This window comes from Tabrizicola sp. TH137 (assembly GCF_002855575.1).
In the GTDB taxonomy this organism is placed as follows: domain Bacteria; phylum Pseudomonadota; class Alphaproteobacteria; order Rhodobacterales; family Rhodobacteraceae; genus Paragemmobacter.
On the sequence record NZ_PKRQ01000002.1, the window covers coordinates 417,777 to 443,950 of the forward strand.

Sequence of the window (26,174 nt, forward strand, 5' to 3'; positions counted from 1 at the left end):
CCTTCTGCCACTCAGGGGCCAGGATGAACCGGAGGCACTCATGAAGGTGATCATCTGCGGGGCAGGGCAGGTGGGCTGGCAGATCGCCCGCCAGCTTTCGAGTGAGCGCAACGACGTCACCCTTGTCGATGTCAATGCCGATCTTGTCCGTCGCGCCACGGATACGCTGGATGTTCAGGGGGTTGTGGGCTTCGCCTCCTATCCGGACGTGCTGGAAAAGGCCGGTGCCCGCGACGCGGACATGATCATCGCCGCCACCCATTCCGACGAAGTGAACATGGTCGCCTGCGAAGTCGCCCATGCCATCTTCTCCATCCCGCGCAAGATTGCCCGCCTGCGCGCGCAATCCTATCTTGATGCGATCTATTCCGATCTCTACCGCCGCGACCATCTCCCCATCGACGTGGTGATCAGCCCTGAACGCGAAGTGGCCGAGGCCGCCCTGCAACGCCTCGCCGCCCCCGCCACCTTCGACACCGAAAGCTTCATGCTCGGCCGGGCGCAGCTTCTTGGCATCCAGCTTGACGAGGATTGCCCCGTCCTCGACACCCCGCTCCGCCAGTTGAACGAGCTTTTCTCCACCCTGCGCGCCATCGTCGTGGGCGTGCGCCGCGACGGTCGCCTCTTCGCCCCCGAAGCAGGAGATCAGCTTTTCGCGCAGGATCAGATCTACGTCTTCACCCATTCCGAAGACGTCAACCGCACCCTGGAAATCTTCGGCAAGCAGACCAAGAAACAGGAACGCGTCGTCATCATCGGCGGCGGCAATGTCGGCCTTGGCGTCGCCCGCGCACTGGAGGCGCGGACCGACCGCATCCGCGTCAAGGTGATCGAGAAGAACCGCGCCCGCGCCGAACGCGCCGCCGACAGCCTTGAACGCACCATCGTCCTGAATGGGGACGGGATGGATATGGATATCCTCCTCGAAGCCGCCATCGACCGCGCCGATGCCGTCCTTGCTGTCACCGATGATGACAAGACCAACCTCCTCGTCGCCGTCCGCGCGAAACAGGCGGGTTGCCCCATGTCCATCGCGCTGGTCAACGATCCCACGCTGGCCCCGCTGATGGGGCCCCTGGACATCGACGCCTATATCAACCCGCGCGCCACCACCGTCTCCTCCATCCTGCGCCACATCCGCCATGGCAAGGTGCGCGCCATCTATTCGCTGGGCGATGCCGAGGCCGAGATGATCGAGGCGCAGGTCCTCTCCACCTCTCCGCTTGCAGGCCGCCTGATCCGCGAGATCGAATTTCCCGAAGGCGTCCTCGTCGGCGCGCTGATGAAGGGCGACAAGGTGCTGAAGCCGACCGGCGACACGCGGATCGAATCGGGCGACATCATCGCCCTTTTCGCCATGGCCAAGGACGTGCGCGAGGTCGAACGCCTCCTGCAAGTCTCCATCGACTTCTTCTGATGCTCCGGCGGCTCTGGGAACTGCCGCTCCTCGTCCTCCTCATGGGGATCACGGCCCTGTCCATGTGGCTGCCCGCCGCCCATGCGGTAATCCTGCGCGATCATGAAACGGCGCGGGCCTTCTTCTATTCCTCGGTCATCCTCTTCATCCTGACGGCGATGATCGGTCTTGCCACCGTGAACCGCCGCGCCCGCAACCCGGCCCGCGCCAACCTGACGGCCCTTGTCGCGGCCTATGCGGTGCTGCCCGTGATGATGGCCATTCCCTTCGTCCAGGCCCTGCCGGATACCAGCCTCGCGAATGCCTGGTTCGAGATGGTCTCCTCCTTCACCACCACCGGCATGACGGTCTATGCCCCCGATCGTCTGCCGCCCTCCATCCATCTCTGGCGCGCGCAGGTGGGCTGGATGGGGGGGCTCTTCATCCTCGTGGCGGCCGTCGCCATCCTGGCGCCCATGACTCTGGGCGGGATGGAGGTGCTCTCCGGCCGTGTCCCCGGCCGTGGCGCCGAAGGCCTGTCGCAGATCACCGAAACCGCCGATCCCGCCCGCCGTGTGGCCCAGCAGGCCGCCGTCATCCTGCCCGTCTATGGCGCCGTCACCGTCACGCTCTGGGTCGCGCTCCTGATGGGCGGTCAGCCGAATTTTCCCGCCCTGATCCATGCCATGTCCACGGTCTCGACCTCGGGCATCAGCCCCGGCAACGGCCTGCCCGCCAATGGACCGACCTTCCTCGCCGAACTTGCGATCTTCCTTGTCCTTTTTGCAGGCATCACCCGGCGCCTCTGGCCCGGCTCGATGATCCATGACAGCGGCAGCCGCTTTTCCCGCGACCCGGAACTGCGCCTCGCCCTCGCGCTGCTGCTGATCGTGCCGCTTCTCCTCTTCCTGCGCCACTGGCTTGCCGCCACCGAAGGGGCAGGGGAGGCCGACCTCATCGCCGCGCTGCGGTCGCTCTGGGGGGCGGTCTTCACCACGCTGTCCTTCCTCACCACCACCGGCTTCACCTCCGCCGACTGGGCCACGGCCAAGGATTGGTCGGGGCTGGAAACGCCGGGGCTGATCCTTGCCGGGCTTGCCATCTTCGGCGGCGGCATCGCCACCACAGCGGGCGGGGTAAAGCTGCTGCGCGTCTATGCCCTGTTCCGCCATGGTCAGCGCGAGCTGGAAAAGCTGATCCATCCCAATTCCGTCGGTGGCGCCGGACAGACCGCGCGCCGCCTGCGCCGGGAAGGGGCCTATCTCGCCTGGATCTTCTTCATGCTCTTCGCGCTTTCCATCGCGGCCGCCGTCGCGGCCCTCGCCCTTGCCGGGATCGCCTTCGAACCGGCCCTCATCCTCACCCTCGGCGCGCTCACCACAACCGGCCCCCTGGCCGAAGTGGCCGGGTCCGACCCCATCGCCCTTGCCCCCCTCTCGCAGGCCGCAAAGACGATCATCGCATTGACCATGGTTGTCGGTCGGCTGGAGCTTCTGGCGATCCTCGTCCTGCTCACCCCCGATGGCTGGCGCCGCTGAGGCCGCGCCCTGCCAGTGACAGCCGGGTAACAGATATCGGGAACCCTGTTTTTGGGCTGGAAACTGTCTGCATCCCGTTACATACTTTCCAGACCGGACCTTTCCCCGCAGCGAGGGAGCGGGAAAATCCGGTCGCGCAAACAAGACCATAACAAAGGCAAAGACAAAAAATGGCCGGCGATAAACAGAATTTGCAGGACGCTTTTCTCAATCACGTCCGGAAGGCAAAGGTTCCGGTGACGATTTTCCTGATCAACGGGGTGAAGTTGCAGGGTGTCATTACCTGGTTCGATAACTTCTGTGTGCTCCTGCGTCGCGATGGCCAGTCGCAGCTTGTCTACAAGCATGCGATTTCCACCATCATGCCGGGCGCGCCGATCAACCTCTATGAAGGCGAAGACTGATTTCCGATCTTCCGGAAGAGGATGATGATGACCTGCCCCTTCTGAAGGGGCGGGAACAGCGTGACCGGTCCACGGCCGCGCTGGCGACGCGCGCCTACGTGCTGCATCCCGACATCCGCCATGACGGCCGGCGCCGTCTGCCCGAACATGGTCTCGCCGAAGCCGTCAGCCTCGCCGCCGCGCTGCCCGACCTTGACGTGCTGGGGGCCGAGGTGGTGCGCCTCCCCCGCGTCCATCCCGGCATGCTCTTCGGGTCCGGCAAGGTGGCCGAGCTGAAGCAAAGGTTCCACGACCTCGACATCGGCCTTGTGCTGGTCGATGGTCCCGTCTCCCCGATCCAGCAGCGCAACCTCGAAAAGGAATGGGGGCTGAAACTGCTCGACCGCACCTCCCTCATCCTCGAGATTTTTGCCGACCGCGCCCGCACCCGCGAAGGCGTGCTTCAGGTGGAACTTGCCGCCCTCAGCTATCAACGCTCCCGCCTCGTGCGGGCCTGGACCCACCTCGAACGCCAGAGGGGCGGCTTCGGCTTTGTCGGCGGCCCGGGCGAGACGCAGATCGAAAGCGACCGCCGCGCCATCGACGATCAGGTGATCCGGCTGAAACGGCAACTCGACAAGGTGGTGAAGACGCGCGAGTTGCACCGCGCCGCCCGCCGCAAGGTGCCCTTTCCGATCGTGGCGCTTGTTGGCTACACGAATGCCGGGAAAAGCACCCTCTTCAACCGGGCCACGGGTGCCGAGGTTCTGGCCAAGGACATGCTCTTCGCCACGCTGGACCCGACGATGCGGGGCATCACCCTGCCGTCGGGGCGCAAGATCATCCTGTCCGATACGGTGGGTTTCATCTCCGACCTCCCCACCCAGCTCGTCGCCGCCTTCCGCGCGACGCTGGAAGAGGTGCTGGAGGCTGATCTCATCCTCCATGTCCGCGACATTGCCCATCCCGAAACGAATGAACAGGCCGCCGATGTGGCCGAGATTCTGCAATCCCTCGGCGTCGGACCCGCCACGGCACAGTTCGAGATCTGGAACAAGCTCGACCTCGTCGATCCCAGCCAGCGCGAGGCGCTGACAGTCCAGGCCGAAACCCGCGAGGGCGTCTTCCCCGTCTCAGCCCTGACGGGCGAGGGCATCCCGCGCCTGCTTGACGCCATCTCCGCCGCCTTCGACGAGGAAAAGACCGAACGCCTGCTCGCCGTGCCCTTCACCGACGGCCGCCGTCGCGCCTGGCTCCATGCCGAAGGGGTGGTGCTGGACGAGCGTGCCACGGACACAGGTTTCGCCGTGACCGTCAGATGGACGGCGCGGCAGGAAAAGCGGTATCGCGATCTCGGCTAATCCAAGGCCGCTCCACTTCTCTAGGCTCGGTTTTCACTGCAAGACGAATCCTGGGTGACCAGTGGTTGGTCCCCGGTCTCCGTCATGCGGGGGGCCATAGCTTGCGAAACCGGGGTCCGGTCACAGCCTGAAAATCTCGGCGTTCTCCGGCACCCCGGGTTGTTCCTCATCACCGCGCGCTTTGGATTGCAGCAACGCCACGCCCTCCGTTCGCCAACTCTCGACCATCGCCGCAAAGCGGCCCAAGCCTTCGGGGGCGTTCTCTGCCAGAAGGCGTTCGTAATTCCAGCGTTCGGACAAGACCGCCTTGTCATTCACCGGGCTGATCGCAAACCGAGCCGACCCTGTCGCCATGCCCATGAAATTCGACTCAAGCAACAAGCGCTGGATGCCCGGATCGTCGGTATCGATGCCTTCGATCTCGGCATAAACCTCAAGCTCCCCCGCGTCGAGATAAGACAGCCAGATCTCCGTCACCCCGTTGACGTCGATGGCAATCACGTCATCGTCAATCGTTTCGGGAACCTCGATGCCGTTGAACTCACAAAACAACCGCAGCGCGGACTTGATCTCTTCGTCCTGCATCGCCGTCACTCCACGTTCTTCTTGTTGGTGTTTTCAGGGGCCAGTTCATCGGGAACAATTGGATCGGGGGCAAGATCAGGAAAGGCCAGGTCTTTGCCGGACCCTTTGTTGAAATTCACACCTTTGAGCAGGTCTTTCAGCGCCACGTCACTCATGTTCATTTCCTGTGTCTTCGAATTGACGATAGGTTTGTCCAAGTCAATTTGCGCAATCCTGGTCCTGTCCGCTTCTTCTTTATGCCCGAAACTGAATCTCGCCTTGCCGATGGCGACTTTCACATGCTCGTAGTTGCGTTCGATGATCTTGAAGGGCGTGTTTTCAGAAAGGAAACGGCTAAGGCCGCCAACCTTGTTTTCAACCTTTTGCAAGAAGGCGCCCTCTTCAAAGACTTCCTTCCGAATGGACGGTTCTTTTGGCACGTAAACCGCGTCACGCGCTTCCTTGATTTCGGGATACACTTCAGCAAGCTGATCTATTGTCCCGTTTTCAAGAAGGTTCAAACGCTCTCGCGCTTCCTTGATCGTTTCATTGTATGTGCCATGGTTCTTGTCGGTATTTTTCTTGTAGAAAATTGCACTATCAAGCTTCTCTTGCCAAAGCCGTGTTTCCAGGTTGACGACCTTCTCTTTCGTCTCCTGCAACAGCACTGGCTTCTGTTCGTTGAACTTCTGTTCACCTTCAACGTTCAATAGATAAAATCTGACTTCCTCCTGCCATCCAAGGTTCTCAAGCGCATTTGTATCTGTCTTGGTATTCGCCAGGTTCTTTACGCCGTCGATTACAAGTTTGCGGAATGAATAGTCCTGCGTGGCAGCAATCTTGTGCTCCGTCTGGCCATGCTGGTTCCAAGTCAGATATTTCAGGTATTTTACGCTGTTCGGGTCACCTTGATGATTTTTACTCAAGGCAAGCATGATATCGCGCGTAGAGTACTGGCGCACATGCTTGTCAAGCTTCGTTTGACCGATATCCTCGTCGTTCTTTTTTGCTTCGGCCTTTTGACTTTGGGTTTTGGATATCGCCTTGCACAAGCTCACTAAATTATGCCCGTGACGCGTCACTTCTGCCAGTTTCACATAGGCGCGGCGGATCGCACCGCCAAGCCGATACCCAAAGACCGAGCGCAACTTGTAAAGCGACTCCATCGCTTTGTATTCGGGTTGCCCTCGTCTGACATTGTAGCGGAGTTCAATCTTGTTCAGGCCAAGAAAGGCTTCACGATCCACAACCCTTTCACGGATCAGCTCGCCCTTTTCATTCAACCGTTCGACGACTTTCGTCGGGACTTGCATATTCTTCGGATTGAAGTTGTAGGCGTTGCCGGTCCTGAAATCGATTGGCATGCTGGGCCTCTATCACCTGAGTTGCCCTCACTGTCTAAGCCCGTTCAGGCTAACCACTTGTATTGTCCGACACAGAAGCCGGAACACATCGCGTTGCCAAAATCTCCGGCAGCCGCCGCTCCACCCAGCCGGCCAGACCGCGCACCAGACCTGCCGCCTCCTCGCCGATCTCGGTCAGGGAATAATCCACATGCGGCGGCACCACCTCATGGGCCACCCGCCGCACCATGCCATGCGCTTCCAGCCCTTGCAGGGTCTGCGCCAGCATCCGTTCGCTCACATCCCCCAATTCGCGCCGCAACTGCGAAAAACGCAGCGTCCGCCCCGCCAGGGCAACAAGGATCAGGGCGCCCCAACGGCTGGTCAGCATTCCCAGCACCTGCCGCGACGGGCAGCGCGGATGTAGCACATTCGCCGCCGCGCCGGGCGGTGGGGCCGGATAATCCTTCATCGCACAGGGTCCTGTATCGAAATGTGGAACACTAACAGAAATGTAGGTACTTCCTTTTGGTAAGTAAAGGCGTCATCTCCTTCCCATCAATCATGTGAACGGAGTGACCCATGACCCTCGCCCTTACCGGAGCCACCGGCCAACTCGGCCGCCTTGCCATCGCCGCCCTCAAGGCACGCGGCCACGCCCCCATCGCGCTGGTCCGCGATCTGGCCAAGGCCGCCGATCTCGGCACCGAGGCCCGCGCCTTCGATTACAAGGCCACATCGACCCTCGCCCCCGCTCTGGCCGGGGTGACGACGCTCGTCCTCATCTCCTCCAACGATTTCGACGATCGCATGGGCCAGCATCGCAACGTGATCGACGCGGCACAGAAGGCGGGCGTGTCCCGCATCCTCTACACCTCCATCCTGCGCGCCGAAACCACGCCCATGCTGCTCGCTGCCGATCACAAGGCGACCGAGGGGCTGATCCGCGCCTCCGGTCTTGGTTTCACGTTCCTGCGCAACGGCTGGTACACCGAAAACCACACCGGCAGCCTTGGCGGCGCCATCGCCGCCGGCGCGCTGATCGGCTCTGCCGGTGACGGGCGCTTCTCCTCCGCCGCCCGTGCCGACTATGCCGAAGCCATCGCCGTCACCGCCACGACAGAGGGCCATGTCGGCAAGATTTACGAACTCGCCGGCGATGTGGGCTACAGCTATGCGGAACTCGCCGCCGAAGTGTCGCGCCAGACCGGCAAGACCATCCCCTACAATGACCTGCCCCCCGCCACCTATGCGGGCATCCTCGAATCCTTCGGCCTTCCCGCAGGTTTCGCGCATGTCCTGGCCGACAGCGACGTTCAGGCAGGGCAGGGCGCGCTTTATGACGACAGCCGCACCCTCTCGCGCCTCATCGGGCGGCCGACCACGCCGATGGCCGATACCGTCGCGCAGGCGCTGGCCTGACCGAAGGGCAGGGGGTCAGGCCGCGCGCTTCGGCACGGCCCCCTGCGCCACCACCCCCGCATCCATCAGCCTGCCGATCTGCCCGGATCCCAGCCCCAGCACATCGCCCAGAATCTCTTCCGTATGCTCGCCCAGAACCGGGGCCGGGGCAGGTGCCATCCGCTCCAGATCGGAAAAGGTCACCGGCGATCCCGGCACGGGCAGCATCCCGACCCCCGGCTGATGCACCATCCGGATCATCGGATTGTCCGGCGACAGGTCGGGGTCCTCGGCCACCGCCTGCGCGAAGGACCGGAAGACCGACCAGGTCAACCCCGCCCCGTCGAACAGCGGCCCCACCTCCTCCAGCCGCCGCGCCGCAAACCAGGGCGCAAGGATGGCCGTGATGTCCTTCCGGGCCAGCCAGCGATCTCCCTCGCGTGCAAGGTCCAGCCCCAGCCGCTGCCCAAGCTGCGCCATCTCGCGGTCCACGGCCAGCAGCTTCACCAGGCCGCGCCATTGCCGGTCCGTCAGTCCGATCACCATGATCCGCCGCCCGCAGGCCAGCACGAAATCCTGCCCATAGGCCCCGTAAAGGGCGTTTCCGGCCTTCGGCCGGTCCACCCCATTCGCCACAACCTCGCCGACGATCCCCAGATTGGCCAGCATCGCCGCCGCCACATCCTTCAGTGCCAGTTCCGCCAACTGCCCGCGCCCTGTCCGCAACCGGTGCCGTTCTGCCGCCAGCAGGGCATTCACCACCATGCCCCCCGCGATGCAATCCCAGGCCGGCAGGACATGCGCCACCGGCTCCGCCGATCCTTCCGGTCCCGTCGTCATCGGAAAGCCCAGCGAGGGGTTCACCGTGTAATCCACCGCAGGCTCCCCCCGCCGCGTCCCGGTCAGCGAGACCATGATCAGATCCTCCCGCCGCGCCTGAAGGGCAGGGTAATCCATCCAGCCCCGCACCCGCAGATTGGTCAGGAACAGCCCCGCATCCGGCCCCGGCGCACAGATCAGATCGGTCACGATCTCCTGCCCCTCGGGGCGCGTCATATCCACCGCCAGCGACCGCTTCCCCTTGTTCAGCCCCGCCCAGAAGAGGCTCGTCCCCTCCTTCGTCACCGGCCAGCGATGGGCGTCCAACCCGCCCTGCGGCCGATCGAACCGGATCACATCCGCCCCCATCTGCGCCAGGGTCATCCCCGCAAGCGGCACAGCCACGAAGGCCGATCCCTCAACAACCCGCATCCCCGCCAGCACGCCCGCCATCGCCTATCCCTCCCACTCGGCCTGCATGCAGACCAGCCCGTCCCCGTTCACCGTCGCCAGCCGATCCGCCACCCCCTGCAACGACAGGCGGTCGAAATGGAAGGCAGGCCGCACGCCCCGGAACCGGTATCCCGCAGGCACCGCCCCTGCGCGCCGTGCCCGCGCGGCCTCCATCAGCAGCATCGCCTGCAACGGCCCATGCACCACAAGGCCGGGGTATTTCTCCACGCCGGTCGCGTAGGGCAAGTCGAAATGGATGCGATGCGCGTTGAACGTCAGCGCCGAAAAGCGGAACAGCCGCACCTCATCCACCACCACCGCCTCGCGCCAGTCCGGGGCAGGGGCCTCCACCGGAGGTGGCGGGGCAAAGCGGTCCGGCATCGCGATGAAGACGATGTCCTGCTCCTCCTCCACCGCCAGCCCGGCCGCGCCATGCACATCATGGCGCACGGTGACAAAGACCATCCGCCCCGTATTTCCCGTCTTTTCCGAAACCTTCGTAATCTCCGAGCGGCGGAACATCTCTTCCCCGATCCGCAGCGGCGCATGGAACCGCAGCCGCCCGCCCGCCCACATCCGCCGTTCCAGCGGCACGGGCGGCAGGAAGCCGCCCCGCGCCGGATGCCCGTCGGGGCCCAGTTCCGTCATCGGCGCTTCGGGCGTCCAGCCCATCCAGTGCCACAGCGGCGGCAGCATCGCCCCCGATGCGAAATCCCCGGCCACGGCCAGCGTCGCCGCCATCTGCCGCGCCTGCCTTGCAGTGATCGAGTCGCGGGCCTCTTCGACCCGACCCAGCCAAGGGTCGAAAGCGCCGGTCATCTTTTTTCCCCGATCCCTGCCGTCACGCAATATTATTGCGCAAGGTGTTGCGCCCCGGGCAAAGGTCAAGGGGCAGCAGGCGGCCTCAGGGCCGGGAAGGGGACAGCACCGTCACGCCCACCGCCGCCGCCCGCGCGAGTTCCGGGTCCAACGACATGGGCACATATTCGCCCCTCCGCCACATCTCGCCCAGATCATCATAGAACCGGCTCAGCGGATGGCCAGATTGCCCGGTCGAGGTGATGAAGACCGACGAATCCGGATCGGCAAAGTCATAGACCCCGCGATAGCCCGCCCCATGCACGTTCTGGAAGGGCTCCGGCCCTTCGCCCCGTGTCTTGCCACGCAGCAGCGTATGGTCATCGCCGCTGGTGGACTGCCGGATATTCACGAAATACCGCAGCAGCGGCAGGTTGCCCAGCACCGGATGGTCATGCGTCGCCTGATGCGCGTCGCCCCAGCGCCAGCTTTCGGGGTTCGGCCCATAGGTCTCCACCAGAGTCAGCAGCGCCTCGTCCAGCGCGATCCGGGCCAGGTCGGTGCAGCTTTCCACCGCCGCCGACTGCACCACGTCGCACCAGACGCTCGCCCCGTCCACATTGCGATAGACCCGCTCCAGGAACAGCGGCTGGATATGGGTGAAGGCATCGGCCAAAGGCCCCATCTCGTCGCGGATCAGCCGCTCCTGCAAGGCGCGCACCCAGGCCTGATAGATCAGCGGTTCCGGCAAATGCTCGCTCATCTCGCCATTCCAGGCCGCCAAGATCTCCAGCGCCCGCTGGCGCAGCCGTTCCGGCGTGCCCTCCGGCGCGGCTTCCCCCGTGAACCACAGATCCGCCCCGATCAGGGGCAGCAGCGACCGCGCGGTGAAACTCACCGTATCAAGCTGCGCCTCGATGAAGCTTTCCCGCGTATGCACCTCGCGCGCCTTCATCAGCGTCAGCCAGCGCTGGATGCGCTGCGTGTCACCCCAGTCAAAGCTGACATGTTCGGGGAAGGGCCGGTCCACCGTCTTGTTGTTCGTATTGCCCAGAAGGCCCGAGACCGGGTTCATCTCGCGCGGGTTCACCTCATAGGGCAGCACGCCCTGCCAGCGGTTCGCCGCGATCCAGCCCGGCGCGGGCATCCGCCCCTGGCTCTGATGCGCCCGGTCGCGGGCGGGCATCGCCCCCACCATCTGCAAGGCGATGCCGCGCTGGTCGGCCAGCATCACATTCTGCGCCGGGGCCACGAACAGCCGCCCCGCCTCCATCGCCTCGGTGATGCTGCCCGCCTGCATGGTGCGGATCGCCGCCGTCATCGAGGTATCGGCCCCGCTCAGCGCCGTCCAGGCCAGCGACACCACATGTCCGGGCGGCGTCACCGAGGCAAGGTCGTAATGGCTTCCCGGCAGCACCGGCCCGTTATCGGTCCAGCGCAGGGTGATCGTCACCGGGGCGGCATCCTTGACCGTGATGATCGACCGCCGGGTGGTGAACTCCTTCCACCCGTCCGGCGTGCGGTACTGTTCCGGATTCTCCGGATTCACCTCTTCGATGAACAGGTCCTGATCGTCCAGATAGCTGGAGGTCAGCCCCCAGCCCAGCCGCTCCGACCGGCCCAGCAGCACGGCCGGAATGCCCGGAATCGTCCCGCCGATCACCCCCCCGCTGGCAAGCTCCAGCCGCGCCAGATACCACACCGTCGGCGCGGTAAAGCCCAGATGCGGGTCATTGGCCAGGATCGACCCGCCCGCGGCCGATCGGGCCGGGGCGGCGGCCCAGGCATTCGAGGCCCCCGCCCGCTCGCGCGTCGGGAAGGGCGACAGCGGATCGGCAGAAGCGCGCCGCAGCGGCCCGGTCCCTGCCGGCACGCCCGGCACGATCTCGGCATAATCGGGCAGCGCCATCACGCCCTGGCCGGGATCATCCGGCAGGATATCGCCAAGCCGCGCCTCGGGCAGCACCAGCGAGACGCGGGCGCGCAGAACCTCGCTTTCGATCTGCCCCGAAAGCTGTAGCGCCATCAGCTTCAGGATGGCGATGGAATCCGCCGGTTGCCAGGCCGCGATCTCGTTGGAGAACAGGAAGAACTCGGGCGCCCCGCGCCCGCGCGCATCCTCGTTCACCTGTCCGATCCAGGCATTCACCCCCCGCGCATAGGCCTCCAGCGCGCGCTGCGTCGGCTCGTCCTGCACCTCCACCGATTGCAGGGCCAGGGTGTAAAGGTCATAGCGCCGCAGCAATTCGTCGATCTTCAGTGTCCGTTCGCCGAACACTTCCGACAACCGCCCCTGCACGGTGCGGCGGAGCATGGTCATCTGCCACAGCCGATCCTGCGCATGGGCAAAGCCCAGGGCGAAATAGACATCCTCATCCGTCGCCCCGAAGATATGCGGAACATTATCATTGTTCCGCACGATCTCGACCGGAGCGGTGATCCCGTCGATGGTGAAGCTTTCGCTGTAATCAGGCAGCGAGCGCGACAGGAAATAATAGAGGATGACCAGCGCCAGCAGCGCCAGAACGATCATTCCTGTGAACAGGCGCAACATCCAGCGGAAGACGAGGAACATTCGGGCCCTGTTCTTGACGACGGGTGACGGATGGCTTCCTAGTCCATCGGCGGACAAAGGGCAATGCAAGCGGGGGTGAGGATGGCAAGACTGGCCTTTCTGGGTCTGGGCGTGATGGGCGGGCCGATGGCACGCCATCTCGCGGCAAAGGGGCATGAGGTGACGGTCTACAACCGCACCCCCTCCCGCGCCGCCGCCTGGGTCGCCGCCCATGGCGGCGGCCAGGCGGCCACGCCGGCGGCGGCAGCGGCGGGCGCCGAGGCCGTCCTGGCCTGCGTCGGCAATGACGATGACCTGCGCGCCGTCTGCACCGGCCCCGACGGGGCCTTCAGCGGCATGGCCCCCGGCACGCTCTTCATCGATCACACCACCGTCTCGGCGCAGGTCACGCGCGACCTCGCCGCCATTGCCGCAGGGCAGGGGATCGGCTTTGTCGATGCCCCCGTCTCCGGCGGCCAGGCAGGGGCCGAGAACGGCGCCCTCTCCATCATGTGCGGCGGCACCGAGGCCGATTATGCCCGTGCCGAACCCATCATGGCCGCCTATGCCCGGATCTGCCGCCGTCTGGGGGACAGCGGTTCGGGACAACTGGCCAAGATGGTGAACCAGATCTGCATCGCGGGGCTCATGCAGGGCCTGTCCGAGGCGCTGGCCTTCGCCCAGAAGGCCGGGCTCGATGGCGAGGCGGTGGTCGAAGTCATCAGCCAGGGCGCCGCAGGGTCCTGGCAGATGGTCAACCGGCACAAGACGATGCTGAGGGATGAGTTCGACTTCGGCTTCGCCGTGGACTGGATGCGCAAGGATCTGGGCATCTGCCTGGACACGGCGGATGCGATCGGGGCCAGCCTTCCCGTCACCGCCCTCGTGGATCAGTTCTACAAGGATGTGCAACTGATGGGCGGCGGGCGCAACGACACGTCCAGCCTGATCCGGCGGCTGCGGTAGGATGGGCAGTGCTGCCCATCCTTGGGCGTGTCAGGGAATGATCCGCGTGTATTTCACACCGGCCAGCGTCGCCCCGGCGATCAGCCCCTGCTGACCGAAGACCAGCGCGACCACGGGGTCGATCTCGGTCGTTTCCTTGCCGATGCTCGCCCCCTGTTCGGGCGTGGCATATTTGAGGTCCGCGCTTGCCGCCCATCCGGTCGAGGCGCGGAATTCCGCCAGCGCGGCATCGGTCATGAAGAACAGGGCATGGGCATATTGCTGCGCCCCGATCTGCAATCCATAGCTCGCCTTGGTGGAGGAATAGTAATCCACCGTCACGTCGCGGATCTGCAAGGCACCGCGCCCATAGGCGCCGCCCACAAAGAACCCGGCCTCGGTGATCAGCGGCATGTAGAGCACGCCATTCGCCCGGCTCGCCAGATCGCGCGTGCCGGGATAGCGGTCGAAGAGGAAACTCTTGGTCGCCTCCACCCGCGCGTCGATCTGCTGCGCCCCGTTCGAGCCCACGCCATTGCCGCAGGCCGCGGTCAAGAGCATGCTCGCCCCGGCCCCGGCCAGAACCGCCCGTCTCGTCATCCGATCCATGAAACCGCCCTCTCTTGCCTGTGGCAGGGTTCTCATCCGACCCCGCTCGAGCACAAGATAGCGCCTTTGCCCGGCCCTGTCATGGCCTGCAACAACGGGCGGCAAAGCCTTGCCGAGGCGCGCTTTCCCGGAAACCTAGTCCAGGGGCGGCAGGCCGGGCAGGGGGGCTGTCTGCCCCCCTCGGCGCGTGCCGCGCCTCACCCCCCGAGGATATTTTCCGACAGAAAGTGAGGGCATCCGGGCAAGGGGCGTTTCCCGGTCAGCCCCAGCTCCACCCGGCGCGCAGCTTGCGGGCCACCTCGGGGGCGAAATAGGTCAGGATGCCGTCGCAGCCGGCGCGCTTGAACCCCATCAGGCTTTCCATCATCGCCTTCTCGCCGTCGATCCAGCCCCGCTCTGCCGCGCCCCGGATCATCGCATATTCCCCCGACACCTGATAGGCATAAGTCGGCGCGCCGAAGGCCTCCTTCACACGGCGGCAGATGTCGAGATAGGGCATCCCCGGCTTGACCATCACCATGTCGGCCCCTTCGCGCAGGTCGCGTTCGACCAGACGCAGCGCCTCGTCGGAATTGGCGGGGTTCATCTGATAGGTCTTCTTGTCCCCCTTCAGCGCCCCGGAGGCCCCCACCGCATCGCGGAAGGGCCCGTAAAAGGCCGAGGCATATTTCGCCGCATAGGAGAGGATCGCCACATCCTTGTGCCCCGCCGCTTCCAGCGCACTGCGCATCGCGCCGATCCGCCCGTCCATCATGTCGGACGGACCCAGGATATCGGCCCCGCATTCGGCCTGCACCAGCGCCATCCGCACCAGCGCCTCCACCGTCTCGTCATTCAGGATGATGCCATCCCGCACCAGCCCGTCATGGCCATTGGCGTTATAGGGGTCCAGCGCCACATCCGTCATCACCGCGATCTCCGGCACCGCCGCCTTGATCGCCCGGATGGCCCGGTTGGCAAGGTTGTCGGGGTTCCAGGCCTCTTCGCAGCCCTCGGTCTTCAGCGCCGGGTCGGTGTAGGGGAACAGGCAGATGGCCGGTATCCCCAGCCCCGCCGCCATCTCTGCCGCCGCCACGACCAGATCGACGCTCAGCCGCTCCACGCCCGGCATCGAGGCGACGGGTTCCCGCACCCCCACGCCATCCCGCACGAAGACCGGCCAGATCAGATCGCCCACGGCCAGCAGCGTCTCCTGCGACAGCGCCCGCAGGGCAGGGGTCCGGCGCAGCCTGCGAAAGCGGGCGGCCGGAACGGGGGCAGAGATCGGGCGCATCAGGATAACTCCGGGGTTCAGAGCGGCGCAGGCACCGCAAGAGGCAAGGCGACGGCCATGTCGCCGGATCAAGCAGGGGCTTGCACCCCCGCGCCTTGCCTGCCAGAGAAAGGGGCGCGCCTCAAGCCATCAGAAGGTCGGAGGGCAGCAGGGGCCGCGCGCCTGCGGGCAGGCGGCGGGACTAGGGCGGGGATAGGGCGGCTTGGACTGGTACGAGACGATCTTCGAAGTGATCGACATGCGATCCTTCTCGAACCTCTGGTTCTGGCTGGCATTGGCGGTCATGTGGTCCACGGTCAGCCATTTCGTCGTCGGGGTCCCGCATGACCTGATCCGCCGCGCCGAACGCGAAGGCGGGGTCGCCCTCGCCGATGCCGAGGCGCTGGCCCTCATCTACACCCGCCGGGTGCTATACATCGCGCGTCAGGGGGGGATTTTCCTCGTCGCTTTCGCGTCTTTCGTGACCACGGGCCTGCTTCTGCTGGCGGTCTTCTACGCGGTGGAATTCGCCCAGGCCGTGCTTTGCCTGCTCATCCCGCTGCAACTCATCGGCTTTCTCACCCTGCGAATTTGCCGCATCATCGAAAGGGATGGTCTTGAAGGCCGGCCCCTGATGGCGCGCCTGCGTCGGCACCGGACCATGATCCAGGTCATCGGGATGTTCGCGCTCTTCTTCACCAGCCTGTTCGGCATGTATCAGAACCTGACCCTCGGGGTCTTCGGCTGACCGGCCCGAAAGCCGTTGACGTCGCCGCCCCTGCGGTTAAGTCACGGCGCATCATGCAGACAGCCACTCCCCTCCTCCTCGGCGGCGCGCCCGAAGGCTATGACGCCCGCCTCCTTGCCCGCGAGCTTCAGAAGGGCGCGCCCATCCTCCATATCGCCCGTGACGACAAGCGGGCCGAGGCGATGGCGGCGGCGCTGGCCGTGATGGCACCCGATGCGGTGGTGCTGGATTTCCCGGCCTGGGACTGCCTGCCCTATGACCGCGTCTCGCCCAATCCGGCGCTCTGCGCCCGTCGCATGTCCACGCTGGCCGCCCTGGCCGAAGGACTCTCCGGCCCCTTCGTCCTCTTGACCACGCTCAACGCCGCCACCCAGCGCCTTCCGTCGCGCGAGGTGATCCGCACGTCCTCCTTCTCCGCCCGCGTCGGCGAACGGGTGGATGAGGGCCGGCTCAAGGCCTTTCTGTCGCGCATGGGGTTCTCGCCCGCCTCCACCGTGGCCGAACCCGGCGATTATGCCATCCGGGGCGGGATCGTTGACCTCTGGCCGCCGGGCAGCCGCACGCCCATCCGGCTCGATTTCTTCGGTGACGTGCTGGATGGCGCGCGGCGCTTCGATCCCGAAACCCAGCGCACGACAGAAAAGCTCGCCGCCATCGACCTCGCCCCCATGTCTGAAGTCATTCTCGACGAGGCCGCCATCACCCGTTTCCGCCAGAGCTACCGGCTGGAATTCGGGGCAGGGGGATCGGACGATCCGCTCTATGAGGCGGTCAGCGCCGGGCGCAAGCATCAGGGGATGGAACATTGGCTCCCCTTCTTCCATGATCGGCTGGAAACGATCTTCGACTACATGCCCGAGGCGACGGTGATGCTGGATGACCAGATCACCCCCGCCCGCCTGTCGCGCTGGGAAGGGATCGAAGACCAGTATGACGCCCGGCGCGAGGCGATGCAGGCAAAGGGGCGGCTCGATTCCGTGTACAAGCCCTGCGCCCCCGGCCTGCTCTATCTCGACGATGCCGCATGGGATGGGGCGACCGCCCGCCACCGCGTGATCCAGCTTTCGCCCAATCCGCAATCCCCCGGCCCCGGCGTGCTGGATGCCGGCGGCCGCATGGGGCGCAATTTCGCGCCCGAGCGGCAGCAGGAAAGCATAAGCCTTTTCGGTGCCTTGGCCGCCCATCTTAAGGAGTTGCTTCAGGATCGGCAGGTCATCATCGCCTCCTGGTCCGATGGCGCGCGCGAACGTCTCGAAGGGCTGCTCGCCGATCAGGGCGTGACCGGCGCCCGCCGCATCAAGGACATGCGCGATGTCCCGGATGGCAAGGGGGGATTGTTCCTCCTTGTCTGGGCGCTGGAGGCAGGTTTCACCGCCCCCGGCCTTGCCGTCATCTCCGAACAGGATGTGCTGGGCGACCGTCTGGTCGGCAAGACAAAGCGCAAGCGCAAGGCCGAAAACTTCCTGCGCGAGGTGGACAGCCTCACCCCCGGCGATCTGGTCGTACATGTCGAACATGGCGTCGGGCGCTATCTCGGCATCGAAACCATCACCGCCCTCGGCGCGCCCCATGCCTGTGTGGCGCTGGAATATGCCGAAGGGGCCAAGCTCTATCTGCCGGTGGAGAATATCGAACTTCTCTCCCGCTACGGGCATGAAGAGGGGCTGCTCGACCGTCTCGGGGGTGGCGCCTGGCAGGCCAAGAAGGCGAAACTCAAGGAACGCATCCGCGAGATTGCCGATCGTCTCATGCGCATCGCCGCCGAACGCGCCCTGCGCCACGCGCCGATCCTCGAGGCGCCGCATTCCCTGTGGGAGGCTTTCGCCGCCCGCTTCCCCTGGCAAGAGACGGATGACCAGCTTGCCGCCATCGCCGATGTGGTGGCCGATCTGGAATCCGGCCGGCCCATGGACCGGCTGGTCGTGGGCGATGTGGGCTTCGGCAAGACCGAAGTCGCCATGCGCGCCGCCTTCGTCGCGGCGCTGGCGGGCATGCAGGTCGCTGTCGTCTGCCCCACCACACTCCTCGCCCGGCAGCATTACCGCAGCTTCGCCGAACGGTTCCGCGGCTTTCCGATCAACGTCAAACCCCTCTCGCGCTTCGTCTCTGCCAAGGAGGCCAAGGCCACCCGCGAAGGGCTCGCCGCAGGCACGGTGGACATCTGCGTCGGCACCCATGCCCTTCTGGCCAAGGACATCCGCTTCAATTCCCTCGGCCTTCTGGTGATCGACGAGGAACAGCATTTCGGCGTCGCCCACAAGGAACGGCTCAAGGAGATGCGGTCGGAAATCCACGTCCTGACCCTCACCGCCACCCCCATCCCGCGCACGCTGCAACTCTCGCTCACCGGGGTCCGCGACCTGTCGATCATCGCCACGCCGCCGGTCGATCGTCTGGCGATCCGCACCTATGTCAGCGAATTCGACCCCGTCACCCTGCGCGAGGCGCTACTGCGCGAACGCTATCGCGGGGGGCAGAGCTTCATCGTCGTCCCCCGCATCGCCGATCTGCCAGAGATCGAGGATTTCCTGAAAACCCACGTGCCCGAGGCCAGCTATATCATCGCCCATGGCCAGCTTGCGGCGGGCGATCTCGACGAACGGATGAACGAATTCTACGACGGCAAGTATGACGTGCTGCTCTCCACCACCATCGTGGAATCCGGTCTCGACATCCCCACCGCCAATACGATGATCATCCACCGGGCCGACATGTTCGGCCTCTCGCAGCTCTACCAGATCCGCGGCCGCGTCGGCCGCGCCAAGACCCGCGCCTATTGCTTCCTGACCACGCGCCCCCGCACGCCCCTAACCCCGCAGGCCATGAAACGCCTGCGCCTCCTCGGCTCGCTCGATAGCCTTGGCGCGGGCTTCAACCTCGCCTCCCACGACCTCGACCTGCGCGGCGCCGGCAACCTTCTGGGCGAGGAACAGTCGGGCCATATCAAGGAAGTGGGCTATGAACTCTACCAGCAGATGCTGGAAGAAACGATTGCCAAGCTGAAATCGGGCGAACTCGCCGGTCCCGCCGCGCTGGATGACCAATGGGCACCGCAGATCAACCTCGGCGTCCCGGTCCTGATCCCCGAAGACTATATCCCCGACCTCGACATCCGCCTCGGCCTTTACCGCCGCCTGACCAGCCTCACCACAAAGGTGGAACTGGAAGGCTTCGCCGCCGAACTGATCGACCGCTTCGGTCCGCTGCCCAAGGAAGTGAACACCCTGCTCCTCATCATGCGGATCAAGTCGATGTGCAAACGCGCCGGCATCAGCCGCCTGGATGCCGGGCCGAAAGGGGCCACGGTCCAGTTCCACAATGATAAATTCGCCAATCCGGCGGGGCTGGTCGATTTTATCAAGGCCGATCCGGCGGCGCGGGTGCAGGGCAACAAGATCGTCCTCATGCGCGACTGGAAGACGGAAGGCGACCGCATCAAGGGCGCCTTCGCGATTGCGAAGGATCTGGCGGAAAAGGTGGCGCGCCCGAAAGGGTAGGGCGGGGGTCTCCCCGCCATGCCTAACCGCCGCCGTGGGGCGAGGGTCTCCCCGCCACGCGCGGGCGTCACCGCGGGATCAACCGCATCAACCCCCACCCGGCCGCCGCAAACACCGCCACCCCGGCCATCAGCGGATAGGCCGTCCCGTCGAACATCAACCCCACCGGCGCGGCCAGCATCACCGAGGCCACCGTGGCAATCGCCCCCATGACGCTTGCCGCCATCCCGGCGACATGGCCCACAGGTTCAAGGCCCAGCGCATTCAGATTGCCGATGGTCAGCCCCGTCATGAAAAAGACCCCGGTCGTCCACAGCAGATGCGCCGGAAAGGCCAGGGCCGCAGGCCAGACCCCGCCCGCCTTCGCCGCCAGCATCACCACCGAGAACACCACCTGCGCCGCCAGCGTCGCCGTGATCATCCGCCGCATCCCCAGCCGGACCACAAGCCGCGCGTTGATCAGGCTCGCCGTCCCCGAAACCAGCGCGATCAGCGCGAACCAGATCGGGAACCTCTCCCCCTCGCCATAGACCTGGTCAAGGATCGGCTGCGTCGCCGACAGCGTGGCGAACAGGCAGGCGAAAACCAGCGTCTGAACCGCGATGGACACCACCACCACCCGATGCGACAGCACCTCCCGGAAGGCCGCCTTCAGCACCGCCCCCTGCAAGGGCCGCCGCGCCGCCTTCGGCATCGTCTCGGGTTGCCGCAGCCAGAACCACAGCATCGACAGAAGCGAGAACACCACGAAGGACAGGAAAATCCCCCGCCACCCCGCCACCCAGATGATCCCCTGCCCGATGAAGGGGGCGATCGCAGGCACGAGGGTAAAGATCATCATGGCGAAACTCACCACCCGCGCCATCTCGCGCCCCTTGTAAAGGTCGCGCACCAGCGCCAGCGACACCACCCGCGGCCCCGCCGATCCCAGCCCCTGCAACAGCCGCGCGACCAGCACCCCTTCCAGCGTGGGCGACACATAGGCGACCAGAGCCGCCACACAGTAAAGGGCCGCTCCCGCTAGGATCACGGGCTTCCGCCCGAAGGCATCCGACAGCGGGCCCGCAAACAGCGTCCCGATCCCCATGCCCAGCACGAAGGATGTCAGGATAAGCTGCGCCGCATTCGGCGCATCCGGCGACAGTTCCGCCGCGATCTCGGGCAGGGCGGGCAGCATCGCGTCGATGGAAAAGGCGATGGTCGCAAAGAGCAGCGCGATCATCACGATGAATTCGGTCTGCCCCATGCGGGGCGCGGACGGGGGGGCGCTTTGTGTCATGGCTCCGCGCTTACCACGCGCGGCCCGCAGCCGACAGCACCCGCCACGCACAGACCCCCCGGATATCCCGCACAGTCCCGGCCCCGATAGGCCGGCGCGCGCGGCAGGACGGCAGCCCCGCAGCTCACCCCTCGGCCAGCTTCTCGCCCAGCTCGTCGATCACCCGCTGCCAGACCTCGACGGGCTGCGCCCCCGACACCACATAGTGCTGCGCGATCAGGAAGGTCGGCACGGCCGTCACGCCTTTCCGCCGCGCATCCATGTCGCGCGCTGCGATATCCTCTGCATCGGCATCCGTGGCCAGCAGCCGCGCCACCGCCGCCGCATCCATCCCCACCTCGCCTGCCAGCCGCGCCAGCGTCGCAGGGTCCCCGATATCCTCGCCATCGCGCCAATGCGCCCGCATCAGCCGCGCCACCATCGGCGTCTGCCTGCCCTCGATCCCCGCCCAATGGATCACCCGATGCGCGTCCAGCGTGTTGGGCAGCCGCAGGACCTTGTCCATGTTGATCTCGGCCCCGGCCTTCTTCGCATGCTCCGCCACCTGAAGCATTGCCTGTATCGCGCGCTGCTTGCCGCCGAATTTCCCGGCCAGATACTCCACATGCCCCACGCCTTCCTTGGGCATTTCGGGGTTCAACTGGAACGGGTGCCATTCGATGCGGAACGGATGGTCCGGTCGGCTTTCCAGCGCGCGGTCCAGATTGGTCTTCCCGATCAGGCACCATGGGCAGACGGGATCGGAAAAGATGTCGAGACGGATCATCCCCTCACTCCTTCGGGATCAGGCCCGGCAGGGCGCGACGGTTCAACTTGTTGTTCGCCGAACGGGGCAGGGCGTCAAGCCTGACCCAAAGCCTCGGCTGCTTGTAGCGCGCGAGACAGCGCTCCGCATGGGCGTGCAGCACCGCCACCTCCAGCGGGGCATCGCTGACGTAGAAGCAGCCGATGACCCGCACCCCTGCCGCCACCTCGACCTCCGTCACCGCGCAATCGGCCAGACCGGGCAGGGACGCCATCGCCCCCTCCACCTCCAGAGGCGACACCCGGAACCCGCCCGCATTCATCAGGTCATCCCCCCGCCCGCGATAGAAGATCGCGCCATCCTCTGCCATCTCGGCCAGATCGCCGGTCACGAACCAGTCACCGCGATACCGCGCCGCCGTCGCAGCCGCGTCCCCCAGATAGCCCAGCATCAGCCCCGGATCGGTCCGATGCACCGCCAGCACGCCTTGCGCGCCGCGCGGCACGGGAAGACCATCCTCGCCCAGCACCGCCACATGACGGCCGGGCTGCGCCCATCCCGCCGATCCGGCCCGCGCTGCATGATCCGGACAGCCCGACACATAGGTCGAAACCTCCGTCATCCCCAGCGCCTCATGCACGGGCCGCCCCGTCGCCGCCTCCCAGGCCGCGCGCACCTCCGCCGTCATCGCCTCCCCCGCGCTCAACCCGTGCCGCAGCCTCGGCAGGGCGGGCATCGGCGCGCGCAGCATCTGCCGGTAAACCCCGGGTGCGGCCGCAAAGACCGTCACATCGAAGCGCTTCATCAGCAAGGGCAGGGCCGCCACCTCCACACCCCGTGCCGGCACCATCGCCACCGCCCCCAGCGTCCAGGGGTCCAGCAGCCCCGTGCCCAGCGTATAGGTCCAGTTGAAGGCCCCGGCATGCAGCACCCGGTCCGCCTCCGTGAATCCCTCCCAACCGCGATGCATCATCCCCCGCGCCCAGATCGCCCGATGCGCATGTCCCACCGCCTGCGCCCGCCCCGAGGTGCCGGAGGTGAACACCGCATAGGCCAGCCGCTCCGGATCACCCATGTCCCAGTCGCAGGGCGGCAGCCGCTCCCATCCCATCACCTCCGCCGCGGCCACCACGGGGCAGGGCAGGGTGTCGGGCAAGGCCACCCCATCCCCCGCCACGATCAGTGCAGGCGCAACCACCCCCGCCATCCGCGTGATCTCCGCTTCCGTCAACGCGGCCGATGTCGGCACCGGCACCAGCCCCGCCGCAATCGCCCCAAGGAACAGCACCGGAAAGGCCACCTCATTGCCCAGCCGCATCAGCACCCGGTCACCAGGCCGCAGACCCTGCGCCAGCAGCCCCGTCCCGCAACCCCTGACCGCCGCCATCAGCCGGGCATAGCTCCACCGCTCCGCGCCCCTCGGGCTCAGGATCTGCAACGCCATCCGGTCCGCAAAGCGCTCCGTCGATGCCTCCAGCACATGCCGCGCCAGGTTGAAGGGCGCAGGGCAGGGGGGCCAGGGCGAAAGGTCGATCTCGGACAGCATCCCGCGGTTCTAGCCGCCCACGCCGCCGTTGCAAGCGCGGGCCGAAGCAAGTAATCCCCGCCCATGGCCGGTTCCGATCCCAAGACCCTCATCCGCATCGCCCGCGAGAGCGGGGCAGATGCGCCTGTCGCGCCGCTCAATCTCGGCGAAAGGGTGCGCGACCTGCGGAAGGCCCGCGGCTGGACACTGGAACAGGCCGCCACCCAGGCCGGTCTTGCCCGCTCCACGCTCTCCAAGATCGAGAACGGCCAGATGTCGCCCACTTACGAGGCGCTCAAGAAACTGGCCGAAGGCCTTGCCATCTCCGTGCCCCAGCTTTTCACCCCGCCCTCCCGCGCTCAGGTCTCGGGGCGGATGGCGGTGACGAAACAGGGCGAAGGGCAGGGCCATGCGACTGCCACCTATGAACATGAACTCCTCGCAGGCCAGCTCACGCGCAAGCAGATGCTGCCCTACCGCGCCCGCATCCGCGCCCGCGACATCGAGGAATTCGACGGCTGGGTCCGCCATGACGGCGAAGAGTTTCTGTACGTCCTGACCGGGGTCATCCGCCTCTACACCGAATTCTACGAACCCGTCGATCTGCGCCGGGGCGACAGCGCCTATTACGATGCCTCGATGGGGCATAACGTGATCAGCCTGTCGGAAGAGGATGCAACCATCCTCTGGGTCACCTCGCTCGCCTGACCGCCCGCCTGTCCTGATGCAGGATGCGCGCGGGCTCGCCCCCCAAAGCAAAAGGCCGGGCATCACGCCCGGCCCGCACCCCTTACCCCGCAGGAAACGCCCTAGAACAGGTTCCCCACCGCCCGCGCCCCGGACGAAATGTCCTGACCCGCGCCCTCGATCGTCGCACAGCCTGCCAGCGCCGCCAGCATGGCCATCAGAACCATCGCTTTCTTCATCGCCCGCTCCTCATTCCTCATACCACCAGACTTCCGGCTGAAAGCCCGGCCAGTCGCCATAAAGCGGCAGGCGCTCGGGGAACTTCAACTCCTTCCGATGCGCAAGGCGCGACACATCCGAATACCAGATCGGAATGACATAGCGCCCGCTCGTCAGGATGCGGTCCAGGGCCTGCACCGCGGCAATGAACTCGTCCGGGTTGCGCGCGGCAACCATCGTGGCGATCATCGCCTCGGCGGCAGGCGAATTCATGCCCATCCAGTTGCGCGTGCCGGGCTCCGTCACCCCGCCCGATCCCCAATAGAGCGTCTGCTCATTCCCCGGCGACAGCGACAGCGACCGGATGTAATGGGTCATGTCGAAATCGTAATTCGTTGTCCGTTCCTTGTATTGCGCCGAATCGATGGTGGTCAGCGTCGCCTCGATCCCCAGCCGCTTCAGCCCCTCGACGTAGATCGTCGCCGCGTTGATGATATCCGTCGCCCCGTTCACCAGCACGATCTCGAAGGCGAAGGGTTCCCCGGCCGCGTTCTTCAACACGCCGTCCTGCACCGTCCAGCCCGCCTCTTCCAACAACGCCGTCGCCTTGCGGATCGCGCCCCTGTTCGCCTCGGACCCGTCGCCGACGGGCAGGGAGTAGCCCTCCAACGCACCGGGCAGCAGTTCCGCCTTGAACGGTTCCAGCAGTTCGGCAACGCGCCCCTCGGCGGGTGCGCCGGGCGTCATGCCCAGCGGCGAGTTGGAGAAATAGCTCTGGATGCGCGGCGGGATGCCCCCGTTCAGCGTCTTGTTGATCAGCTCGAAATTGAAGGCGGTGATCAGCGCCTCGCGCACCCGCCAGTCCTGGAACAAGGGGCGCCGCGTGTTGAACACGAACCCCTCGATCCCCGAAGGCCGCGCATGGGGAATGACGGACTTTACGACATCTCCGGAAGTTACGGCCGGGAAGTCATATTGCTGGTCCCATTTCACCGGGTTCGTCTCGCGCCAGGATGTGATCTCGCCCGCCTTGAAGGCCTCGAACACCACGCCCGCATCGCCGAAATAGTCATAGCGGATCTCGTCCAGGTTATGCTGACCCCGGTTGAAGGCCAGATCCGCCCCCCACCAGTCAGGGTTCTTGCGATAGGTGATGAAACGGCCCGCCTCGACCTCGGCCACCACATAGGGGCCTGACCCGATGATCGGCTCCAGCGAAGAGACGGTGAAATCCTTCCCCTCCCACTGCGCCTTCTTCAGCACCGGGCGCAGGCCCAGAAGCAGCGGCAATTCCCGGTCCTCCGTGTTGAAGGTGAATCGCACGCCGCGCTCTCCCACCTTCTCCACCTTCGACACCTTCCCATAGGCCGCCGCAAAGCGCGGATGCCCCTGCGTCCCCAGCGTCTCGAAGGACCAGATCACATCCTCCACCGTCACCGGGCTGCCATCCGAGAATCGGGCCTCAGGGCGCAGGGTGAATTCCACGAAACTCCGCGCATCATCGGTCACCACCGATTCGGCCAGCAGGCCATAAAGGGTGAAGGGCTCGTCATAGGATCGGCCCAGCAGCGTCTCGATGGTATGGGCGCTGACGCCCGCCGGCGCGATACCGTTCACGATGAAGGGATTGAGGGAATCGAACCCCCCGCTTTCCCCGAAAACGATCCGCCCGCCCTTTGGCGCATCCGGGTTGGCATAGGGCAAGGACACAAAATCCGGGGGCAGGGCGGGCTTGCCATACATAGCTATGCCATGCGTGTCCGCCGCCGCCACCAGCGGAATCACGCTGCATGCCACCGCCGCCGCGAACCCCTTCAGACGGGCGAAAATCACTGTTGCCATTCCTGCGACACTCCCACACCGATTGTTTTTCTTGGCTCAGACCCTAGACCCGCTTGCCTGCCTTTTCAAACTTTTAGCTTGGATACCGGCAACAGGGCGCGTATATAGAGGGCACTGCTCGATAGGTTTCTTGCCTGTATGAAACCTGCCTCAATAACTGAACGCCGGCCTCGCGCCGGCGTTTTTTTATGCTTCACGCCCCCGCGATGATGGCGC

22 protein-coding genes are annotated in these 26,174 nt (G+C 65.5%); 9 read left to right on the forward strand and 13 right to left on the reverse strand.

The features are described 5' to 3' along the window. The first annotated feature begins 40 nt into the window (after nucleotides 1-40). The 4 genes from trkA to hflX all read left to right on the forward strand — a co-directional run bounded on the left by trkA (nucleotide 41) and on the right by hflX (nucleotide 4,678). Complete coding sequence (trkA, locus tag C0V75_RS07405; RefSeq protein ID WP_101920266.1) at nucleotides 41-1,417, forward strand: Trk system potassium transporter TrkA; 1,377 nt, start codon at nucleotides 41-43, stop codon at nucleotides 1,415-1,417. After that, nucleotides 1,417-2,934 (forward strand): potassium transporter TrkG, encoded by a 1,518-nt coding sequence (locus C0V75_RS07410; RefSeq protein WP_101920267.1) that lies wholly within the window; start codon nucleotides 1,417-1,419, stop codon nucleotides 2,932-2,934. The genes trkA and C0V75_RS07410 overlap by 1 nt, the downstream gene beginning before the upstream one ends. A 170-nt stretch (nucleotides 2,935-3,104) precedes the next feature. Then, the gene (hfq, locus tag C0V75_RS07415) at nucleotides 3,105-3,338 is read left to right on the forward strand and encodes an RNA chaperone Hfq (RefSeq protein ID WP_023664101.1); all 234 of its coding nucleotides are present in this window, start codon (nucleotides 3,105-3,107) and stop codon (nucleotides 3,336-3,338) included. 32 nt (nucleotides 3,339-3,370) lie between these two features. Beyond that, entirely contained in the window at nucleotides 3,371-4,678 is a 1,308-nt protein-coding gene (hflX, locus tag C0V75_RS07420; RefSeq protein WP_371410677.1) for a GTPase HflX, read from the forward strand. Nucleotides 4,679-4,798: 120 nt separating this feature from the next. Here hflX and C0V75_RS07425 read toward each other — a convergent pair whose 3' ends face one another. Genes C0V75_RS07425 through C0V75_RS07435 form a run of 3 tightly spaced genes read right to left on the reverse strand, consistent with a single transcriptional unit; the run spans nucleotide 4,799 to nucleotide 7,057 of the window. Next, nucleotides 4,799-5,263, reverse strand: coding sequence for a CesT family type III secretion system chaperone (locus C0V75_RS07425; protein WP_143710396.1), 465 nt, complete (start codon nucleotides 5,261-5,263; stop codon nucleotides 4,799-4,801). Between the two features lie 5 nt (nucleotides 5,264-5,268). Beyond that, nucleotides 5,269-6,606 carry a hypothetical protein gene (locus C0V75_RS07430; protein WP_101920270.1) on the reverse strand — a complete coding sequence of 446 codons (1,338 nt, stop codon included), beginning with the start codon at nucleotides 6,604-6,606 and terminating at the stop codon, nucleotides 5,269-5,271. Between the two features lie 49 nt (nucleotides 6,607-6,655). Further along, on the reverse strand, nucleotides 6,656-7,057 hold the full coding sequence (locus tag C0V75_RS07435; protein WP_101920271.1) for a helix-turn-helix domain-containing protein: 402 nt from the start codon (nucleotides 7,055-7,057) through the stop codon (nucleotides 6,656-6,658). Between the two features lie 110 nt (nucleotides 7,058-7,167). On the opposite strand from C0V75_RS07435, the gene C0V75_RS07440 reads away from it, so the two are divergent. Beyond that, nucleotides 7,168-8,007, forward strand: coding sequence for an SDR family oxidoreductase (locus C0V75_RS07440; RefSeq protein ID WP_101920272.1), 840 nt, complete (start codon nucleotides 7,168-7,170; stop codon nucleotides 8,005-8,007). Nucleotides 8,008-8,022: 15 nt separating this feature from the next. On the opposite strand, the gene C0V75_RS07445 is transcribed toward C0V75_RS07440, so the two are convergent. The 3 genes from C0V75_RS07445 to C0V75_RS07455 form a co-directional block, all read right to left on the reverse strand. Next, nucleotides 8,023-9,258, reverse strand: coding sequence for a CoA transferase (locus C0V75_RS07445; RefSeq protein WP_101920273.1), 1,236 nt, complete (start codon nucleotides 9,256-9,258; stop codon nucleotides 8,023-8,025). Nucleotides 9,259-9,261: 3 nt separating this feature from the next. Continuing rightward, the gene (locus C0V75_RS07450) at nucleotides 9,262-10,077 is read right to left on the reverse strand and encodes a MaoC family dehydratase N-terminal domain-containing protein (protein ID WP_101920274.1); all 816 of its coding nucleotides are present in this window, start codon (nucleotides 10,075-10,077) and stop codon (nucleotides 9,262-9,264) included. 85 nt (nucleotides 10,078-10,162) lie between these two features. Then, a complete protein-coding gene (locus C0V75_RS07455) occupies nucleotides 10,163-12,631 on the reverse strand; it encodes a penicillin acylase family protein (protein ID WP_101920275.1) in 2,469 nt (822 codons plus the stop codon). Nucleotides 12,632-12,712: 81 nt separating this feature from the next. Between C0V75_RS07455 and C0V75_RS07460 the strand changes: the two genes are divergently transcribed. Further along, entirely contained in the window at nucleotides 12,713-13,576 is an 864-nt protein-coding gene (locus C0V75_RS07460; RefSeq protein ID WP_101920276.1) for an NAD(P)-dependent oxidoreductase, read from the forward strand. Between the two features lie 30 nt (nucleotides 13,577-13,606). Here C0V75_RS07460 and C0V75_RS07465 read toward each other — a convergent pair whose 3' ends face one another. Together C0V75_RS07465 and hemB are read right to left on the reverse strand one after the other, a co-directional pair. Beyond that, on the reverse strand, nucleotides 13,607-14,164 hold the full coding sequence (locus C0V75_RS07465) for a YSC84-related protein (protein WP_101920277.1): 558 nt from the start codon (nucleotides 14,162-14,164) through the stop codon (nucleotides 13,607-13,609). Between the two features lie 259 nt (nucleotides 14,165-14,423). After that, nucleotides 14,424-15,437: a porphobilinogen synthase gene (gene hemB / locus C0V75_RS07470; RefSeq protein WP_101920278.1), complete on the reverse strand. Its 1,014-nt coding sequence runs from the start codon at nucleotides 15,435-15,437 to the stop codon at nucleotides 14,424-14,426. Between the two features lie 202 nt (nucleotides 15,438-15,639). Between hemB and C0V75_RS07475 the strand changes: the two genes are divergently transcribed. Both C0V75_RS07475 and mfd read left to right on the forward strand, forming a co-directional pair. Continuing rightward, nucleotides 15,640-16,164: a component of SufBCD complex gene (locus C0V75_RS07475; protein WP_101920279.1), complete on the forward strand. Its 525-nt coding sequence runs from the start codon at nucleotides 15,640-15,642 to the stop codon at nucleotides 16,162-16,164. A 53-nt stretch (nucleotides 16,165-16,217) separates the two neighbouring features. Further along, nucleotides 16,218-19,661, forward strand: coding sequence for a transcription-repair coupling factor (gene mfd / locus C0V75_RS07480; RefSeq protein ID WP_101920280.1), 3,444 nt, complete (start codon nucleotides 16,218-16,220; stop codon nucleotides 19,659-19,661). 67 nt (nucleotides 19,662-19,728) lie between these two features. Here the strand turns inward: mfd and C0V75_RS07485 are convergent, their stop codons facing one another. The 3 genes from C0V75_RS07485 to C0V75_RS07495 all read right to left on the reverse strand — a co-directional run bounded on the left by C0V75_RS07485 (nucleotide 19,729) and on the right by C0V75_RS07495 (nucleotide 23,231). Further along, entirely contained in the window at nucleotides 19,729-20,907 is a 1,179-nt protein-coding gene (locus tag C0V75_RS07485) for a multidrug effflux MFS transporter (protein ID WP_254216401.1), read from the reverse strand. Between the two features lie 157 nt (nucleotides 20,908-21,064). Continuing rightward, nucleotides 21,065-21,706 (reverse strand): DsbA family oxidoreductase, encoded by a 642-nt coding sequence (locus C0V75_RS07490; protein WP_101920282.1) that lies wholly within the window; start codon nucleotides 21,704-21,706, stop codon nucleotides 21,065-21,067. 4 nt (nucleotides 21,707-21,710) lie between these two features. Then, on the reverse strand, nucleotides 21,711-23,231 hold the full coding sequence (locus tag C0V75_RS07495) for a class I adenylate-forming enzyme family protein (protein WP_101920283.1): 1,521 nt from the start codon (nucleotides 23,229-23,231) through the stop codon (nucleotides 21,711-21,713). A 63-nt stretch (nucleotides 23,232-23,294) separates the two neighbouring features. Here C0V75_RS07495 and C0V75_RS07500 point away from each other — a divergent pair, with 63 nt between their 5' ends. Then, the gene (locus C0V75_RS07500) at nucleotides 23,295-23,918 is read left to right on the forward strand and encodes a helix-turn-helix domain-containing protein (RefSeq protein WP_101920284.1); all 624 of its coding nucleotides are present in this window, start codon (nucleotides 23,295-23,297) and stop codon (nucleotides 23,916-23,918) included. Nucleotides 23,919-24,019: 101 nt separating this feature from the next. On the opposite strand, the gene C0V75_RS07505 is transcribed toward C0V75_RS07500, so the two are convergent. Both C0V75_RS07505 and C0V75_RS07510 read right to left on the reverse strand, forming a co-directional pair. Beyond that, nucleotides 24,020-24,136: an entericidin A/B family lipoprotein gene (locus C0V75_RS07505; RefSeq protein ID WP_101920285.1), complete on the reverse strand. Its 117-nt coding sequence runs from the start codon at nucleotides 24,134-24,136 to the stop codon at nucleotides 24,020-24,022. Nucleotides 24,137-24,146: 10 nt separating this feature from the next. Beyond that, a complete protein-coding gene (locus C0V75_RS07510; protein ID WP_101920286.1) occupies nucleotides 24,147-25,958 on the reverse strand; it encodes an extracellular solute-binding protein in 1,812 nt (603 codons plus the stop codon). Nucleotides 25,959-26,174 lie beyond the last annotated feature (216 nt).